This is a genomic window from Mucilaginibacter pineti (genome assembly GCF_900101875.1).
GTDB classification, from domain to species: Bacteria; Bacteroidota; Bacteroidia; order Sphingobacteriales; family Sphingobacteriaceae; genus Mucilaginibacter; species Mucilaginibacter pineti.
Genome location: NZ_FNAI01000002.1, coordinates 328,874 through 344,145, shown reverse-complemented (window position 1 = coordinate 344,145; position 15,272 = coordinate 328,874). Strand labels below are relative to the sequence as shown.

At 44.0% G+C, this 15,272-nt stretch carries 14 protein-coding genes; 11 read left to right on the top strand and 3 right to left on the bottom strand.

The window, feature by feature from the left end; all coding sequences use genetic code 11:
* The first annotated feature begins 236 nt into the window (after positions 1-236).
* The 7 genes from BLS59_RS05820 to BLS59_RS05790 all read left to right on the top strand — a co-directional run bounded on the left by BLS59_RS05820 (position 237) and on the right by BLS59_RS05790 (position 8,818).
* Positions 237-2,306, top strand: a complete 2,070-nt coding sequence (locus BLS59_RS05820; RefSeq protein WP_091146046.1) for a M13 family metallopeptidase — start codon at positions 237-239, stop codon at positions 2,304-2,306.
* 616 nt (positions 2,307-2,922) lie between these two features.
* Positions 2,923-4,263, top strand: a complete 1,341-nt coding sequence (locus tag BLS59_RS05815) for an MBL fold metallo-hydrolase (protein WP_091146043.1) — start codon at positions 2,923-2,925, stop codon at positions 4,261-4,263.
* 62 nt (positions 4,264-4,325) lie between these two features.
* Positions 4,326-5,006, top strand: coding sequence for a tRNA (5-methylaminomethyl-2-thiouridine)(34)-methyltransferase MnmC2 (mnmD, locus tag BLS59_RS05810; protein WP_091146039.1), 681 nt, complete (start codon positions 4,326-4,328; stop codon positions 5,004-5,006).
* Positions 5,007-5,186: 180 nt separating this feature from the next.
* Complete coding sequence (gene mazG / locus BLS59_RS05805; protein WP_091146035.1) at positions 5,187-5,990, top strand: nucleoside triphosphate pyrophosphohydrolase; 804 nt, start codon at positions 5,187-5,189, stop codon at positions 5,988-5,990.
* 64 nt (positions 5,991-6,054) lie between these two features.
* Complete coding sequence (locus BLS59_RS05800) at positions 6,055-6,486, top strand: hypothetical protein (protein ID WP_143014048.1); 432 nt, start codon at positions 6,055-6,057, stop codon at positions 6,484-6,486.
* A 198-nt stretch (positions 6,487-6,684) separates the two neighbouring features.
* The gene (locus BLS59_RS05795) at positions 6,685-7,251 is read left to right on the top strand and encodes an RNA polymerase sigma factor (protein WP_091146028.1); all 567 of its coding nucleotides are present in this window, start codon (positions 6,685-6,687) and stop codon (positions 7,249-7,251) included.
* Positions 7,232-8,818 carry a hypothetical protein gene (locus BLS59_RS05790; RefSeq protein ID WP_091146025.1) on the top strand — a complete coding sequence of 529 codons (1,587 nt, stop codon included), beginning with the start codon at positions 7,232-7,234 and terminating at the stop codon, positions 8,816-8,818. The genes BLS59_RS05795 and BLS59_RS05790 overlap by 20 nt, the downstream gene beginning before the upstream one ends.
* A 74-nt stretch (positions 8,819-8,892) precedes the next feature.
* Here the strand turns inward: BLS59_RS05790 and BLS59_RS05785 are convergent, their stop codons facing one another.
* Entirely contained in the window at positions 8,893-9,534 is a 642-nt protein-coding gene (locus BLS59_RS05785) for a hypothetical protein (RefSeq protein WP_205411193.1), read from the bottom strand.
* A 312-nt stretch (positions 9,535-9,846) separates the two neighbouring features.
* Between BLS59_RS05785 and BLS59_RS05780 the strand changes: the two genes are divergently transcribed.
* On the top strand, positions 9,847-10,725 hold the full coding sequence (locus tag BLS59_RS05780; protein ID WP_091146023.1) for a DMT family transporter: 879 nt from the start codon (positions 9,847-9,849) through the stop codon (positions 10,723-10,725).
* Positions 10,726-10,852: 127 nt separating this feature from the next.
* On the opposite strand, the gene BLS59_RS05775 is transcribed toward BLS59_RS05780, so the two are convergent.
* Positions 10,853-11,965 carry an acyltransferase family protein gene (locus tag BLS59_RS05775; RefSeq protein WP_091146017.1) on the bottom strand — a complete coding sequence of 371 codons (1,113 nt, stop codon included), beginning with the start codon at positions 11,963-11,965 and terminating at the stop codon, positions 10,853-10,855.
* A 226-nt stretch (positions 11,966-12,191) separates the two neighbouring features.
* On the opposite strand from BLS59_RS05775, the gene BLS59_RS05770 reads away from it, so the two are divergent.
* The 3 genes from BLS59_RS05770 (at position 12,192) to BLS59_RS05760 (ending at position 14,637) form a co-directional block, all read left to right on the top strand.
* Positions 12,192-13,460 carry an alkaline phosphatase family protein gene (locus BLS59_RS05770; RefSeq protein WP_091146013.1) on the top strand — a complete coding sequence of 423 codons (1,269 nt, stop codon included), beginning with the start codon at positions 12,192-12,194 and terminating at the stop codon, positions 13,458-13,460.
* 138 nt (positions 13,461-13,598) lie between these two features.
* Positions 13,599-13,859, top strand: coding sequence for a hypothetical protein (locus BLS59_RS05765; protein ID WP_091146010.1), 261 nt, complete (start codon positions 13,599-13,601; stop codon positions 13,857-13,859).
* Positions 13,860-14,076: 217 nt separating this feature from the next.
* A complete protein-coding gene (locus BLS59_RS05760; RefSeq protein WP_091146007.1) occupies positions 14,077-14,637 on the top strand; it encodes a hypothetical protein in 561 nt (186 codons plus the stop codon).
* Between the two features lie 178 nt (positions 14,638-14,815).
* Here BLS59_RS05760 and BLS59_RS05755 read toward each other — a convergent pair whose 3' ends face one another.
* Positions 14,816-15,262, bottom strand: coding sequence for a DUF1572 family protein (locus BLS59_RS05755; protein WP_205411192.1), 447 nt, complete (start codon positions 15,260-15,262; stop codon positions 14,816-14,818).
* Positions 15,263-15,272 lie beyond the last annotated feature (10 nt).

Genomic DNA, 15,272 nt, shown 5'->3' with positions numbered 1-15,272 from the left:
GGAGAGGATTTAGGTGAGGCCCCTCCTGCCACAATATTTTTACAATTAAAAAGTTATAATACTATATTAACCGTAACAGCCATGAAAACAATGCATTTACATCGCTTTTGGCTTGATGTTTTAAAAAAATCAAAGCTTCACTTTATCATAAACTGGTTTAACCACTAAGCGGCGACCTCCAACCGGTTTGTGGGCTCAGGCCTTATTCCTTAACTTCATTTTTAAATTAGTTTGACATGAAGTTTAAGATTTCTTATTGTATGCTGGCGGGCGCCTTAGTCTTGTCGGCCAATGTTTTTGCCGCAGGCAGCGGCCCCCATCCAAAACCCAAACATAAAGCCGTACCAAAAAAATTTATCGACCCCGCCAATATGGATCTTTCCATTAAGCCCGGTGATGATTTTTTTGATTACGCCAATGGCAACTGGATAAAGCAAAATGCCATACCAGCCAAAGAAACCCGCTGGGGCAGCTTCAACATCCTTCGCCAGGAAAATACCGATAAACTTTTAGGCCTGCTCAAAGAGGTAAGCCAAACTTCGGCTTCGCAGCCAAAAGGCAGCTTAAAACAACGCGTGGGCGACCTATACGCCAGCGGAATGGACAGCATAGCCATAGAAAAACGCGGCTACGACCCCATTAAACCCGACCTGCAACGCATCGACCAAATAAACAGCCTGGACGGCATCATTAACGAAATGATAGCCGAACGCGTTAACGGCATGGGTTCGCCCCTGTTTAGGTTTGGGGTAGATCAGGATGATAAAAATGTATCGAAATACATTGTAGGTTTGGGCCAGGCCGGCACTACCCTGCCCGATCGTGATTACTATTTAAAAAACGACCCGCGATCAAAAAAAGCACAGGATGCGCTAAAAAAACTGGCGGTAACCCTGTTTACCTTAACCGGCAGCAATGCCGATGATGCGGCCAAAAACGCAGCCACTATTTACGCCATTGAAACAACTTTGGCAAAAGCGCAGCTTAGCCGCGTTGCCATGCGCGATCCGCATGTTACCTACAACAAATTTTTAATTGCCGATTTTGATAAAGTAACCCCGCACCTTAACTGGACCAAAATTTTGCCTATGCTGAAAGCAAGCGGACAGGACAGTATATTGGTGGGGCAGCCATCCTTCTTTAAAGCCGCCGATTCGTTATTAGCCGCTACCCCGGTTGCCGATTGGAAGGTTTACCTTAAATGGAATATCCTCAAAGGATCATCGGCCTTATTAAGCTCGGCTTTTGTTGATGCCAACTTTGCTTACGGCAGCATTTTAAGCGGGCAAAAAGTACAAACCCCGCGCAACGAACGCATGAGCAGCCTGGTTGATGGCAGCTTGGGTGAATTGCTGGGTCAGCTTTTTGTTGAAAAATACTTTACCCCGGCAGCAAAGCAATACATGGTAGGCCTGGTAAATAACCTTAAAATTACCCTGGGCGACCGCATTAAACGCCTGGAGTGGATGAGTCCCGAAACCAAGGAGCGCGCACTGAAAAAGCTCAACGCCTTCACCGTAAAAATTGGCTACCCGGATAACTGGGAAAAATACGATGGTATTGTAATTGATCGTAATGATTATGTGGCCAATATGCGTGCTATATCAAAATGGCGCTACAACTTTAACGTAACCAGGCTGGGCAAACCGGTTGATAAAACCCGCTGGGGAATGACGCCGCCAACCGTTAACGCTTACTACAACCCAACCAATAACGAGATAGTTTTCCCTGCGGGGATATTGCAATTCCCCTTCTTTGATTTTAAGGCGGATGATGCTGTTAACTACGGTGGTATTGGCGCGGTTATAGGCCACGAAATGACCCACGGTTTTGATGATCAAGGCAGACAGTACGATGCCGATGGCACCCTGCGCGACTGGTGGACAAAGGCCGATGCCGATAAATTCCAGGTACGTGCAGACCAGGTGGTAAACCAATACAATGCTTTTACAGTGCTTGATACCCTGCACGTAAACGGCAAACTTACCCTCGGCGAAAACCTTGCCGACTTAGGTGGTTTAAACGTTGCCTATGAAGCATTCAAGAAAACAAAGCAAGGCCAGTCTACCGCTAAAATAGATGGCTTTACGGCAGATCAGCGTTTCTTTTTATCATGGGCACAGGTATGGCGCAGCGCGCAGCGTCCCGAGTCGGCCGCATCACGCATCCTTACAGATCCGCACTCGCCAGAAAATTACCGCACCAACGCCCCGCTAACCAATATCGACGCATGGTACAAAGCCTTCAACATACAACCCGGCGATAAACTCTACAAAAAACCTGAGGACAGAACCAAAGTTTGGTAGGTTTTTGAAAGTATCAGGTAATTAGTATCAGGTATCAAGACAAAGCCCGGCGTATGCCGGGCTTTGTTAGTTTTGTGGGGTGGCTTTGAGCAGAGGACTCACCCGGCTACGCTGCGCTCGACCCCCTCTCTTCGCCTTCGCTGGAAGGGGGGAGTTGAAAAAGTACATCCTTGCGCTCGTTTGCAACGACAGGTGTTGGGAAGACTAAAAGCTTTATAAAAATTGTCATTTCGATAGAGCCAGGGAGGGAAAAAGCGTGGCGCGAAAGAGAAATCTTCTGCGGAATACAGGACTTCATTGCATTTCGTAGAAGATTTCTCCTTGCCGCTCACACGCAATTCCCATGCAGGCGCGTCGAAATGACAACCTTTTTATTAAAATTTACTCTTCCCAACACTTGTAGTTACAAACGAACGCAAAAGATAATGTAGACCTGTCTTAACCCTCTTTCCAGCGAAGCTGAAGAGAGGGTCGGCCAGCGAAGCGTAGCCGGGGTGAGTCGAATCGCTATGCAGAGCCGATTGTGATTTAACATATCTCCCCACCCCATCATTTTACTTTCCAATAACTTAAGCACTTATCCAATTCCGTTCAAACTGCTATCTTTGCGCCGAATATGATTATCCAGCAGTTCTACGATAAAGGTTTGGCGCATGCCTCTTATGCGGTTATCCGCACGGGTAAAATGATAGTTATTGATCCGGCGCGTAACCCGCAGCCGTATTATGATTTTGCGGCGCAGCATGATGCCGATATCGTGGGCGTGATTGAAACCCATCCCCATGCCGATTTTGTAAGCTCGCACCTGGAAATTCACCAGGCTACCAACGCGGTCATTTATGCCAGCAAGCTTACCGGCGCGGCTTATCCACATGAAACTTTTGATGATGGCGACGTTATCCAGCTTAACGATGTAAAGTTAAAGGCTCTCAACACACCTGGCCATTCGCCCGATTCTATTTGTATTTTGCTGGAAGATGAACAGGGAAAAGAAACCGCCATTTTTACCGGCGACACCCTTTTCGTGGGCGATGTAGGCAGGCCTGATCTGCGCGAAAACGTGGGCAATATCACCGCAAAAAAAGAAGAGCTGGCCAGGCAAATGTACCAGAGCACCCGCCAAAAACTCATGACCCTGCCAAAGGGCGTTGTGGTTTACCCAGCGCACGGCCCTGGTTCGTTATGCGGCAAAAATATGAGTCCGGATTTGCAGAGTACTATTGGGCGCGAATTGCGCGAAAACTATGCGCTGCAACTAATGGACGAACTTACATTCATCAAAACCCTCACCACCGATCAGCCATTTGTGCCCAAGTATTTTGGGTACGATGTGGAGCTTAACAAAACCGGTGCGCCGGCATTTGAGCAAAGTGTTTACGGGGTTGAAAAATTAGCTACCGGCACATCGTTACAAAAAGATATTATTATAATTGACAGTCGCCCTAAACAGCAGTTCAGGAACGGCCATGTAGCTGGCGCTATTAACCTGCAGGACGGCGAAAAATTTGAAACCTGGTTAGGTTCCATCCTTGCCCCCGATGAGCCTTTTTATCTGATTGGCGAAAACCCCGAAAAACTGGAGATCCTCATAAAAAAAGCAGCCAAAATAGGTTACGAAAACAACATTAAAGCTACCCTGCTTTCCCCGGCAAACGCTACGGTTACCCTGCCCGCGCTTGATCTGGAGAACTTCAGGGTTAACCCGGGTAGTTATACCATTGTTGATGTACGTAACCATGGTGAGGTGAGCGACGGTAAAATATTTGAAAGCGCCATCAGCATTCCCCTACCCGAGCTTCGCGAACGTTTAAACGAGATCCCGACCGACAAGCCCATCGTGATCCATTGTGCTGCGGGCTATCGCTCGGCAGTGGCAGTGAGCATTGTTGCCGCTAAAATTCACAACGTGTTGGTATATGACCTCGGCGAAGTGGTGACCGAATACTTTGTTCATTAAGCATACGATACCTGGTCAGTTACCCTGCCAAAGCAACAATGACCTAATGACTCAATGACTCAATGACAAACCTAACCATAGTTACCACCGCCGACGGCTCAAAAACTATTTACAATGCCCAGGTTGGCGAGCATTACCACTCGCGCAACGGCGCCTTACAGGAGAGCCGCCATGTGTTTGTAAACGCGGGCATGCGGCATTTTTTGACTAATAACGATACTAAAGCGGTAAGTATACTGGAAGTTGGTTTTGGCACCGGTCTTAATTTTTTGCTTAGTGCCGATGATTGCATTGATAACCAAATAGCGCTTAATTACACCGGTATAGAGGCCTATCCGCTTACGCCGGAGATGATGGCGCAAACCGGCTATGAAGATTATACAACCGCCGGTTTGTGGGATAGCTACCTCATTAATTACCCCACCGCGTTAACCTCCAAAGTCCAGCTAAATGAATATTGCAATCTGCAGATAGCCCATACCACACTCAGGCAATTTACTGCTAACGAGCAGTATGATGTTATATATTTTGATGCCTTCGCATCCGCCCATCAACCCGAAATGTGGGCGCAGGAAGCCATAAGCCAGGTTATCAGCTTTTTAAAACCGGGCGGCGTATTTGTTACCTACGCCATAACCGGCAACCTTAAACGTATGCTGAAAGCCCTGAACCTTAAAATAGAAAAAGTACCTGGCGCAGCCGGCAAAAGGGAAATGCTCAGGGGAACGAAAATTTCAATGTAAAGGCGCATAATTGCGCCTCCCACCATACAGGTCGGATTTGCATGATGCATCTACACGGGTGATTTGCATGCGGGAGACGCAATTATGCGTCTCTACGGGGATTCCTTGCTCCTTATTCCAAAAATCCTTGCTCTCCAAATCCTTCCTCCCAAAATCCTATCTTTGCAAAAACAAAAAAACATGCCTTTAAAAGCTCCCGAAACTGCACCTACATCTACTATAGCATTTCAACGCCTGCTCATAATTATGGACGACCTGCGGGCAAATTGTCCCTGGGATAAAAAGCAAACGCTGGAAAGTCTGCGGCACCTCACCATTGAAGAAACTTATGAGCTTAGCGATGCCATTTTGGGCGACGATATGCAGGAGGTAAAAAAAGAATTGGGCGATATTATGCTGCACCTTGTTTTTTACGCCAAAATAGCTTCCGAAACCAATGATTTTACCATTACCGATGTGCTGAACAGCGTGTGCGAAAAACTCATTAACCGCCACCCCCATATTTATGGGGATGTTGAGGTACAAAACGAGGAAGATGTAAAACGCAACTGGGAACAGATTAAATTAAAGGAAGGCAATAAATCAGTTCTTGGCGGGGTGCCGGCATCTTTACCGGCATTGGTAAAAGCATCACGCATACAGGAGAAGGCACGCGGTGTGGGGTTCGACTGGGAGGAGAAAAACCAGGTTTGGGCCAAGGTTGAAGAAGAAATGCAGGAATTTAAGGACGAGTTTAACGCCGAGAATGAAAGCACTATCGACCATGAAAAAGCCGAAGGCGAGTTTGGCGATCTGCTGTTCTCGCTCATTAATTACGCCCGTTTCATCAACATAAACCCCGAGAATGCGCTTGAAAAAACCAATAAAAAGTTCATCAAACGCTTTCAATACCTAGAGCAAAAGGCACAGGAAAACGGCAAACAGCTGCAGGATATGAGCCTTGCCGAAATGGATATTTTTTGGGAAGAAGCCAAAAAACTTTAAAAATATTGGTACCTGTTGTAGCGTTTAGATAATTATTAGCGTAATGGTTAAAAAGAGAAAGATTATGAAACGCAATTTATTTTACTTACTACCACTTTTATTAACGTTGGGCGTGGCATGTTCGCCAAAGTCAGATCCTGTTGTTATTCCTAATCCTACTGGGGCTTTTACCGGAACATTTAAACTTATCACCAAAAAAACAACCGGTACAGGATATGATACTGCAAAATCGAACATTGTATTAACAACTACGTCAAGTGCTCACTACGCCGTAACCGGCGATACTACCAAACATGCTGGCAGCAAGGGCTTGTATATTTATGATGGTAACTTTATCCAGTTTAGAGATAGCACTTATAAAGTTGGTGTGCAAACAAAAACCCATTTGGCGGGTGTATATCAGTATCTTTATGATGGTGTTAACTTTAAAATGATAGCGGGCAACAAAAATGTTAGTCCGGATACAATTTACCGTTACGATCTTTTAAAACAATAAGATCCTACTGTTTTAATTACGGCCGTCGTTTTTAAAGCGGCGGCTTTTTTCAGTTAAACAGGGGTTAAAGTATAACCGTGGCTGCTAACGCAACTGATTGATACAATAAAAATATTTTTTTACTGTATCAATCGGGTTATTTGCTGCGTAAAGGCTTAAAACCAACAACATCAATTAAAGCGGAACTAAAACTACTTAATGCATCCAACCCCACGCATTACTGAAGAGGAGATCATCAGCCAATGCAAAACAGGCAACTTAAAATACCAGGAAGTGCTGTATAAGCTATTCTATGGCTATGCTATGGGTATAAGTTTGCGTTACAGCCTAAACCGCGACGATGCGCTGGAGGCTGTAAATGATGCTTTTATAAAAGTATTTAACGCTATAAAAAATTACAACACCGATAAGCCCTTTAAAGCCTGGCTGCGCACCATTGTAGTGAATACCGCCATTGACCGCAGGCGCAAGGATTTAAAATTTCAGCTTAATGTGGAGCTGGATAACGCTGCGCCCCTGAGCAGCCACATGGGTACGGTTGATAACCTGAACGCGCAGGACATTTTAAAGATGATGAACGAACTGCCCGCTATTCAGCTTACCATTTTTAACTTATACGAGATAGACGGATACAATCACGATGAAATTGCAAACATGTTAACCATACCAGTTAGCTCGTCAAGGGTTTACCTGAGCAGGGCAAAGGAACGATTAAGAAAAATAATAAGGCACGAAGCACAAAACCATGAACGATCAGCTGGATAACGATTTAAAGAACCGCATCATAGAGGTGTTCGATAACTTCGAAGACCCATCTGCTGATGCAGGCTGGCTGCTGCTGCGGGAGCGATTCCCGGCTGAGCAGAAAAAGCGCCCCGTTGCCTGGCTTTGGCGGGCAGGCGCTGCTGCCGCTTTGCTGCTGTTCCTGGGCATTGGTTTTTGGCTGCTTAATAAAAACCCGCAGCAAACTAATGTTGTTGCTGTAAATCCGGTAAAAAAACAACAACCCACTACTGCCGATGCAAATAACGCACCAGCGCAAACGCCTGCAACAAAAAATACCCCTGCCGATGCCATTGCACCGGCCCAAACAAGTATTGCCCAAACAAGTATTGCCCAAACAAAACAACCTGCATCAACCCAAAAACCTGTAATTAATAATACACCTAATAATAACACGCCGCCGGCATTAACACCACCGGCAAATACTTTTGTCTTTAACAAACCGGCAAGCGTGGCAACCGGTAACAACCCACCGGTAAATAATAATACCGCGCCAACATTAACAGTACCGGCAAATACTTTTGCCTTTAATAAACCGGCAAGCGTGGCAACCGGCAACAACCCACCGGTAAATAACCCGGCCGGGCAGCCTGCGTATGCAAATGCCGTTAAACCAACTGTACGGCAACCGGCAACCAATCCTGTTACAAACACACCTGCTGCAAAAGGTACCGACAGTGTCAAATCGGCCGTTCAAACCCCGCAGTACGCAGTTACAAAACCAGCTGTGCAGGGCCCCACCACTGTAGCAGCAGCAAGCGCTACCAAAACAAGTACCATTGCGCCGCCTGCAAAAAAACAAGTACCGGCCAATTCAATGGCCGCCATATTTGCTGCCGAAACCAACCAGCCTAAAAAAGAAATTAAGGAAGATGATAATGAGAAAAGGGTACGCTTCAGCATTTACGCAGCTACGTTTTTTAACTATGCAAAAGGCAGCGCCAACCAGGTAAACGCTGGCGCGGGTTTTACATCAGATATTAAGCTGAGTAAAAACATTAAATTTTCTACCGGTTTGGCGCTTGCTCAAAACACGCTGAGCTATAGCGGCAGCTTGCCCCCTACGCCAAATAGCAGGGTCATGGCTGCTGATGTTGCCAGCGTACCGCAAAAAACCGAGGCTTTTGCCGCCAGCGCAGCGTTCCCGGTTTATAAAAACTATAATGCTAATTTGGTTGGACTGGATATTCCGATGAATATTAAATATGAGTTTACCCCCAACAAAAGCGATGCTTATATATCGGCAGGTTTAAGTTCGGGAACGTTCATTAATGAGGCCTATACCACAAGCTATGGCTTGCCCGATAAATCGTTGGCAGCGGGTGTATCGCAGCAAACAACAGATGATGTTACCCGCAAAAGTTTCGACGGATTTTACTTTGCCAAAACCCTCAACGTATCGTTTGGTATTGGCACGGCGCTGGGCAAAAGCAACCGTTTAATTATTGAGCCATTCCTGAAATACCCGCTATCTGGCCTGGGTGCCCAGCAAATTAAGTTTGGAGCCGGCGGTTTAAATTTAAAATTGAATTTTACTACTAAAAAATAGCATTAGCATTAAGGTCAACGGAATTGGAAGCACAAGGCTCAATTTCCGTTTGCCTTATTATTGAAAATAACAATTTAGTTATTCGTAGCTAATTTTTTATGTGTTCTTGATTTAATATGAGCAAAATCTTCCTGATTGGTAAAATACTCAAGCCCTAAAATTAATAACGTTGAACTGGCAAAATTCACTTTTTGCATTATTGGTAATAAACTCCAATCACTTATGCCCCATAAGTAAACGCTGTAATAAAAAATCGAAAGAATAATTATGCAAAAGAATTTAAATAAATGAAGTCTTGATTTCAGGATAAAAACAGTGATAACAACTAAACATGTCCAAAACAAAGTGGTTGATATAATTAACATGATGTCATGCAAATACGTTATAGTTAAAAACGTAAAAAAAACATTAGCTACGCCGCCGTATTTTAGCATAGTGGCAGCATTTTTATCAGGTATTTTTTTTGCCATGTTAATGAAAAATACCGCATAGGTAATGGGAAGGACAATCATTCCTAAGCATGCCCAAATCCGGGAAGGGTTTTCAGCACCATTCAACGCTCTTGTTCCAAACAGGTTGCTCATGAAATTCTTTGTCCAGTCGAAGCCGTTAGAATATTCATTGAACATTGTGCCGCCCGGGTAAACTGAGATGGCTGTCATTATTAAAATCAATGAGATTACTACCCCGATTAAAACTGAATATTTCTTGATCATTTGTTTAAAGTATAGGTTTATAAACTGTCAATTAGATTAAACCCCTTGCCTATTGTTACTAATTATTTTGCGAGCCTTGCGGTAGCATCGGGTACTGTTTTTATTAAAATCAACATTTCCATATTTAAAAAAAACAGCCGGTGCAAACCCAACCAATTCTTTTATATTTGCTTTGATTATGCACAATATCAGCAGTCTTCCTCCTCCTGCCTCATTTTTTATAGCTTAACAACTATATTTTAATTGGCCTGTACAATCTGTTTTACAACAGGTTGCCGGCTTTCCTATTCAATTACTTTTAGCTTTTAAAAAATGAAACAAGCATATATCAAATTACATATTGCGCTGGTTATTGCCGGCTTTACAGGTATCTTCGGTAAACTTATTACGCTTAATGCCGGCCTTATCAGCTGGTACCGTTTATTCATCTCCTCCATTATTATGCTCCTCATATTTGCTTTTAGAGGCAAATTTCCGGCCATCGCCTGGCGGGATAAACTAAAGATCGGGTTCACCGGTACCTTATTGGGGATTCATTGGCTGCTATTTTACGGCAGTATTAAATATTCAAATATTTCGGTAGGTGTGGTGTGCTTTGCGCTCAGCAGCTTCTTCAACGCCATTTTAGGCCCCATCATTAATAAAAGGAAACTATCTTTCCAGGAATTACTATTGAGTGGATTAACACTTTGCGGCATCGCTTTCATCTTTGGTATGGACGCCAGTTACCGCACCGGAATTATTTTGGGTGTTGTATCCTCTATGTTCTCGGCTTTATATACACTGTACAGCGAGCGTATTGTAAAGCATTACGATGGCGGCGCGTTTGTGCTGTATCAAATGAGCGGTGGCTGTGTTGGCTTAACACTTTTGATGCCCTTATTACTGTGGATTTCCCCAACAACCTATATCATTCCGTCGGCTTCAGATTTTTGGTGGCTGCTGGTGTTGTCGGCTTTTTGTACAGTATTGCTTTATTTCCTGATCAACGGGGCGCTGAAGCAAATATCTTCATTTACCGTAAGCCTTACCTTTAACCTCGAACCGCTGTATACCATTTTATTGGCGGTTATCATTTACAAAGAAGGCCGTGAGTTTACAGCCGGATTTTATACCGGATTGGTATTAATTATCAGTTCTTTGATTTTCCAGATGTACCGCATGAAGAGCCCCGCGCAGGCATCTGATTGAATTAGACTGGTGTTATTGCCGTAACACTTATATACATCAAATAACAGAGAAAGCAAAAGCCCCGCATGTCTGCGGGGCTTTTGCTTTCTCTGTACCTCAAGGTAAATATTATTAATAAATCCGGAGCTTAAACCCCGCCTGCCTTTTGTTTGGCAAGCCTTGCCTTCCGTTTATCGGTTAAATATTTCCTTACGGGGATATCGTAAAACACCATTACTAAGTATGCTGCTGCAACCAGCAGAATTAAACTGGTTATGATAATGAAAGCCAGCTGCATAGGCCCCGGTTTATTACTGGCATAATAATTACCAAACATCCATAACACCGCGTAATGCGTCATGTACAATGGGTAAGATATTTTTCCGGAAAATATGCAAACCTTTTTTAAGCCTGGCGTTAACGCAGCCCCAGCCCCCAAAGCTATCAGCAATGGAAAGTAAAACAGTACTATTAATGGTTCAGATAACCAGTTCCATTTTGAGAATGGGAATACAAAGGCCAGGAACAATAATATGGCCAGGCCGAAAAATCCCAGCTTGTTTTTGATGATCCAGTTAGATCGGTAAATAAGCAATCCGGCTAAAAAAGAATACGAGATCCGGACGCTGCCGTCCCAAAAGGTTGGGCCGCTCCAGCCTCCCATTAAATTACCGGAATGGTAACCTACATAGCAAATAGCTACCGCCGCGAGTATGGTTAACAGCAGCAGGTAGGTGCGGCCAATTTTATAAAGCACAAATGCGTAAACAATATTGGCAACATACTCCCAAAATAACGACCATGCCGGTGCGTTGAAACTGAACAGGTTAAAACCACGGTCGGCTATTATGGGCAGGGGAATAAGCAGTAACGAGCAAAAAAATGTGAGGACAACCTTACCTGTGCTGTACAATTCGGGATGGCCGCCAAATGGGTCAAACAAAAATGCCAGCAGGCCCAGTACCGACCCTGCTACAACCAGCGGGTGCAGCCTTATGATCCTCGATTTAAAAAACTCGAGAATGCCCATTTTTGCAATACGATCATCATACGCATATCCGATCACAAATCCCGAAAGGCAGAAAAAGAAATCGACAGCTAAAAAACCGTGGCCTATAAAGTTCTGGCTATAATCGGAGTAAGCCCATTCCATAAAATGGAAGGTTACAACGGCCAGGGCGGCAACGCCCCTTAATCCATCCAGAATTTCAAAATGCTGTTTTGTTTGCAGAATTGTAGCGGTGGGTTTGTTCGTATCCATTTGGTGTATATCCTGTCAGGTTGAATTTAATGTGATAATAGCCCCTGATTTGTTGTTTCGCTAAATTATTAAAATTAATACGCCACCCAAATTTATAAGGGAGCCGCATAGCCGCAAATTAACCAAAAAGCCCTCAGGCGAACCATTAATGCCGACATAAAATTCACCAGCCATTAACATTCGCCTAATGTTGTGCGGTTAGCTTTACCCTGTTACATTATAGCTTATGAAAAAATTAATATTACTTGCCATCTTAATTGCCTGCACAGTACAAAGCTTTGCCCAGGACACCACACAGCGCATCGTACCCGGCAGAAAAAACAGCGCCGGGCAACAGCAAAAACCCTATGTTATCCTTATCTCGGCCGATGGTTTCCGATATGATTATGCCGATAAATATAAAGCTGAGCATTTGCTGGCGTTCGCTCAGGAAGGTGTCAGGTCATCATCAATGATACCGGTGCTTCCTTCATCCACTTACCCCAACCATTATGCCATGGCAACGGGTTTATATCCTGCACACAACGGCATCGTTCAAAATATTTTTTACGATCGAAAATTGAAAAGATATTATGACTCGGGCGAAAAAGCAGAAACTCAGAACCCCGTTTGGTACGGCGGTACGCCGCTTTGGGTATTGGCCGAACAGCAGCAAATGCTTGCCGCTAATTTTTATTGGGTGGGTTCCAACACGCCCATCAAGGGCATTTATTCTACTTATTATTACCCGCACAACGAAAAGATCTCCATCCATGACCGCATACAGGATGTTGTTAACTGGCTGAACTTGCCCGCCGATAAGCGCCCGCACCTGATTACCTTTTATTTGCCACCTGTTGACGATGCCGGCCACGATTTTGGCCCTAATTCACAACAGGTGATAGACGCCGTTCATAACGTTGATTCAACCGTTTACGAACTGGCTAAAGCGGTTAAAACCACAAAACTTGATGTTAATTTTATCTTCGTATCTGACCATGGCATGGGCCAGCCGGATACCAAACATCCACTGCCTACCCCGGCTGCGCTTGATACCTCTAAATTTATCATCTCCGGCGATAGGATGATCGTTGAACTGATCGCTAAAGATCCGGCCGACATACAAAAAACCTACCAGGCGCTAAAAAAAGAAGGCGGCGACTATGACGTTTACCTTCGCGACAATATGCCCGAACATTTACACCGCTCAACAAGCGACGATAAGTTTGACCGGATAGGCGACATCATATTATTACCGCATTGGCCCAAATTGTTTAACATCTATAACCGAAAACTCGACATCGGGCAACACGGTTATGACCCGGCCCTGGTAAAAGACGTTCACGCTATATTTTTAGCCTGGGGACCGGCATTTAAGCAACATACCCAAATAGGCCCGTTCCCCAATGTGGATATTTACCCGCTGATAACCGAGCTGCTGGGCCTCAAATACACCGAAAAAATTGATGGTAGCGATCAACTGTCAAAAAAAGTGCTGATACAAAAAGAGAAGTAATTGGGTCGATGTAACCCTATAGGCTACAAAGCCGTTTTACGAAAGTAGAGCGGCTTTTTTGTTTGCAAGCAAGTCAAGTGCTTTTTATATCTTAGGTGTAATAAGTCTAAGTTTTCTAAAATTAGACCGGCGGCGAATATGGCAACAGTACTAAACAAATATATCGAGATAAAAAGACTCTCTAACCCGGAGAGCGTATTTAAAAGATTAGAAAATGAGTTTATAGACATTATGTACCCTGACCATTTCTTTAACGACAGTTTCGTAATGCTACTTGATATAGGTATCGATGGAAATAGTAAGGAAGACATCGTATGGCTAAAACAACTTTTAGACACAGTTTTAGTTGAAGTCGGGGAATCAAATTATTTTCTGACACCATATATTCCGAAAAGCTAAAGCGAAGCCAAATGTGCTAAAGCTACTGATTGCGTTAAGATACTGCGGGCAAAGACGGCGGATATGTGACACCTGATTTTCATTCCAGATCTGTCCGGGGCTGACGATTCCACTGCTATTTTATAATTTATTTACAAAATTTACATTTTTATTTACAATCCAAATAACTCCGTCCGAAAAATATCAAAGTAGATTTGCTGAACCAATTTGAAAGGATATGAAAAATAAAAAAATTCTCATCTATGCGCTGATCTTACCGCTGGTGGTGGTGAGCGGACTGGTATTTGCCAATCGTGAAATTAAAAATGAAACTAAGCCATCTCCAAAACCGTTGTCCATTGCCGACAGGAAAGCCCGCATGGAGGATGACAGGAAAAAATGGGAGGCTTCTCCTGACGGTATAAAGTACAAAGAATGGGAGGTTTCTGCTGCAGGTAAAAAGGTGCATGCCAGTGCTGATAAAATAAGGAAGTACATAAAGGCTTTTGCCAATATGGAGGCCGTGGTAACTTCTACTACTTTTCAGCGCCCAAACGCGAATTCATCAGGACCAAAATGGCTTATAGTCAGGATTGATGGTGAAGAATACATGATGCAATTTATTCCTAAGGAGTTTGAGCAGTTAAATAGCCTGAAAGTTAACGACAAAATAATTGTAAGAAGCCGCAGCGCGGGGTATTCGCCTAATCATCCATATTTGATTCTATCGGGCGACTATATTGAGCAAAATAACAAGATACTTTTTAAACGTGATTTTAGCAAAAATAACCACTGCTAAGGATTAGCTGCAATAGCCATTAAAACTGGCATAATGTCACACGCGCCGGCGCAAGCGTGTCGCGTGTGACATTAAAATATCCAGCATCGGTGCCGCGCGAACATGCTTACCTACGTTTATTATGCCAGTGGGCGAAAACTGTGCAAACTGATTACCGGCCCGGGCTGGGATATTAAGCTTACAGATCCAGCAGTCTTCGGTGATAATTTACCTGCCCCAAATGATAGCTTAAATGCATGGCGAGGTGGATAAGAAAATATTCGGTGGACACGGTTTCTTCAGCAACAAGCCGCGGATATTCACTTTTCAATTGATCTTCCGTCAGTGAACCGAGTACAGGCTCAAGTACTTCTATAGTTCTGTCTATCTGGCTGATCAACTCCTGCCTTGGGACGTTTTTCAAGGAAAACTCTGCTGGCCTGTTCCTTACATAGTCCGTATTGCCCAATTGGGCGCCTATATAGGTATTGAGGTTCCCTATTAAATGCAGGCAAAGGTTTCCTGCAGAATTTAAAATATTTTGATCTATACGCCAGATATTTTCCTCGTTGCTGTAAAGTGTTATCTCCTGTTTTAATTTAAGGAGGTCCCGGGTGTAAAGCGCTTTTAAAGTAGCTGTAATCATTGTTTTGTCT

What these genes read in the sequence shown, in the direction of transcription:
- BLS59_RS05820 (WP_091146046.1), top strand. Translation starts at nt 237, where the DNA reads ATGAAGTTTAAGATTTCTTATTGTATGCTGGCGGGCGCCTTAGTCTTG.
- BLS59_RS05815 (WP_091146043.1), top strand. Translation starts at nt 2,923, where the DNA reads ATGATTATCCAGCAGTTCTACGATAAAGGTTTGGCGCATGCCTCTTAT.
- mnmD (WP_091146039.1), top strand. Translation starts at nt 4,326, where the DNA reads ATGACAAACCTAACCATAGTTACCACCGCCGACGGCTCAAAAACTATT.
- mazG (WP_091146035.1), top strand. Translation starts at nt 5,187, where the DNA reads ATGCCTTTAAAAGCTCCCGAAACTGCACCTACATCTACTATAGCATTT.
- BLS59_RS05800 (WP_143014048.1), top strand. Translation starts at nt 6,055, where the DNA reads ATGAAACGCAATTTATTTTACTTACTACCACTTTTATTAACGTTGGGC.
- BLS59_RS05795 (WP_091146028.1), top strand. Translation starts at nt 6,685, where the DNA reads ATGCATCCAACCCCACGCATTACTGAAGAGGAGATCATCAGCCAATGC.
- BLS59_RS05790 (WP_091146025.1), top strand. Translation starts at nt 7,232, where the DNA reads ATGAACGATCAGCTGGATAACGATTTAAAGAACCGCATCATAGAGGTG.
- BLS59_RS05785 (WP_205411193.1), bottom strand. Translation starts at nt 9,534, where the DNA reads ATGATCAAGAAATATTCAGTTTTAATCGGGGTAGTAATCTCATTGATT.
- BLS59_RS05780 (WP_091146023.1), top strand. Translation starts at nt 9,847, where the DNA reads ATGAAACAAGCATATATCAAATTACATATTGCGCTGGTTATTGCCGGC.
- BLS59_RS05775 (WP_091146017.1), bottom strand. Translation starts at nt 11,965, where the DNA reads ATGGATACGAACAAACCCACCGCTACAATTCTGCAAACAAAACAGCAT.
- BLS59_RS05770 (WP_091146013.1), top strand. Translation starts at nt 12,192, where the DNA reads ATGAAAAAATTAATATTACTTGCCATCTTAATTGCCTGCACAGTACAA.
- BLS59_RS05765 (WP_091146010.1), top strand. Translation starts at nt 13,599, where the DNA reads ATGGCAACAGTACTAAACAAATATATCGAGATAAAAAGACTCTCTAAC.
- BLS59_RS05760 (WP_091146007.1), top strand. Translation starts at nt 14,077, where the DNA reads ATGAAAAATAAAAAAATTCTCATCTATGCGCTGATCTTACCGCTGGTG.
- BLS59_RS05755 (WP_205411192.1), bottom strand. Translation starts at nt 15,262, where the DNA reads ATGATTACAGCTACTTTAAAAGCGCTTTACACCCGGGACCTCCTTAAA.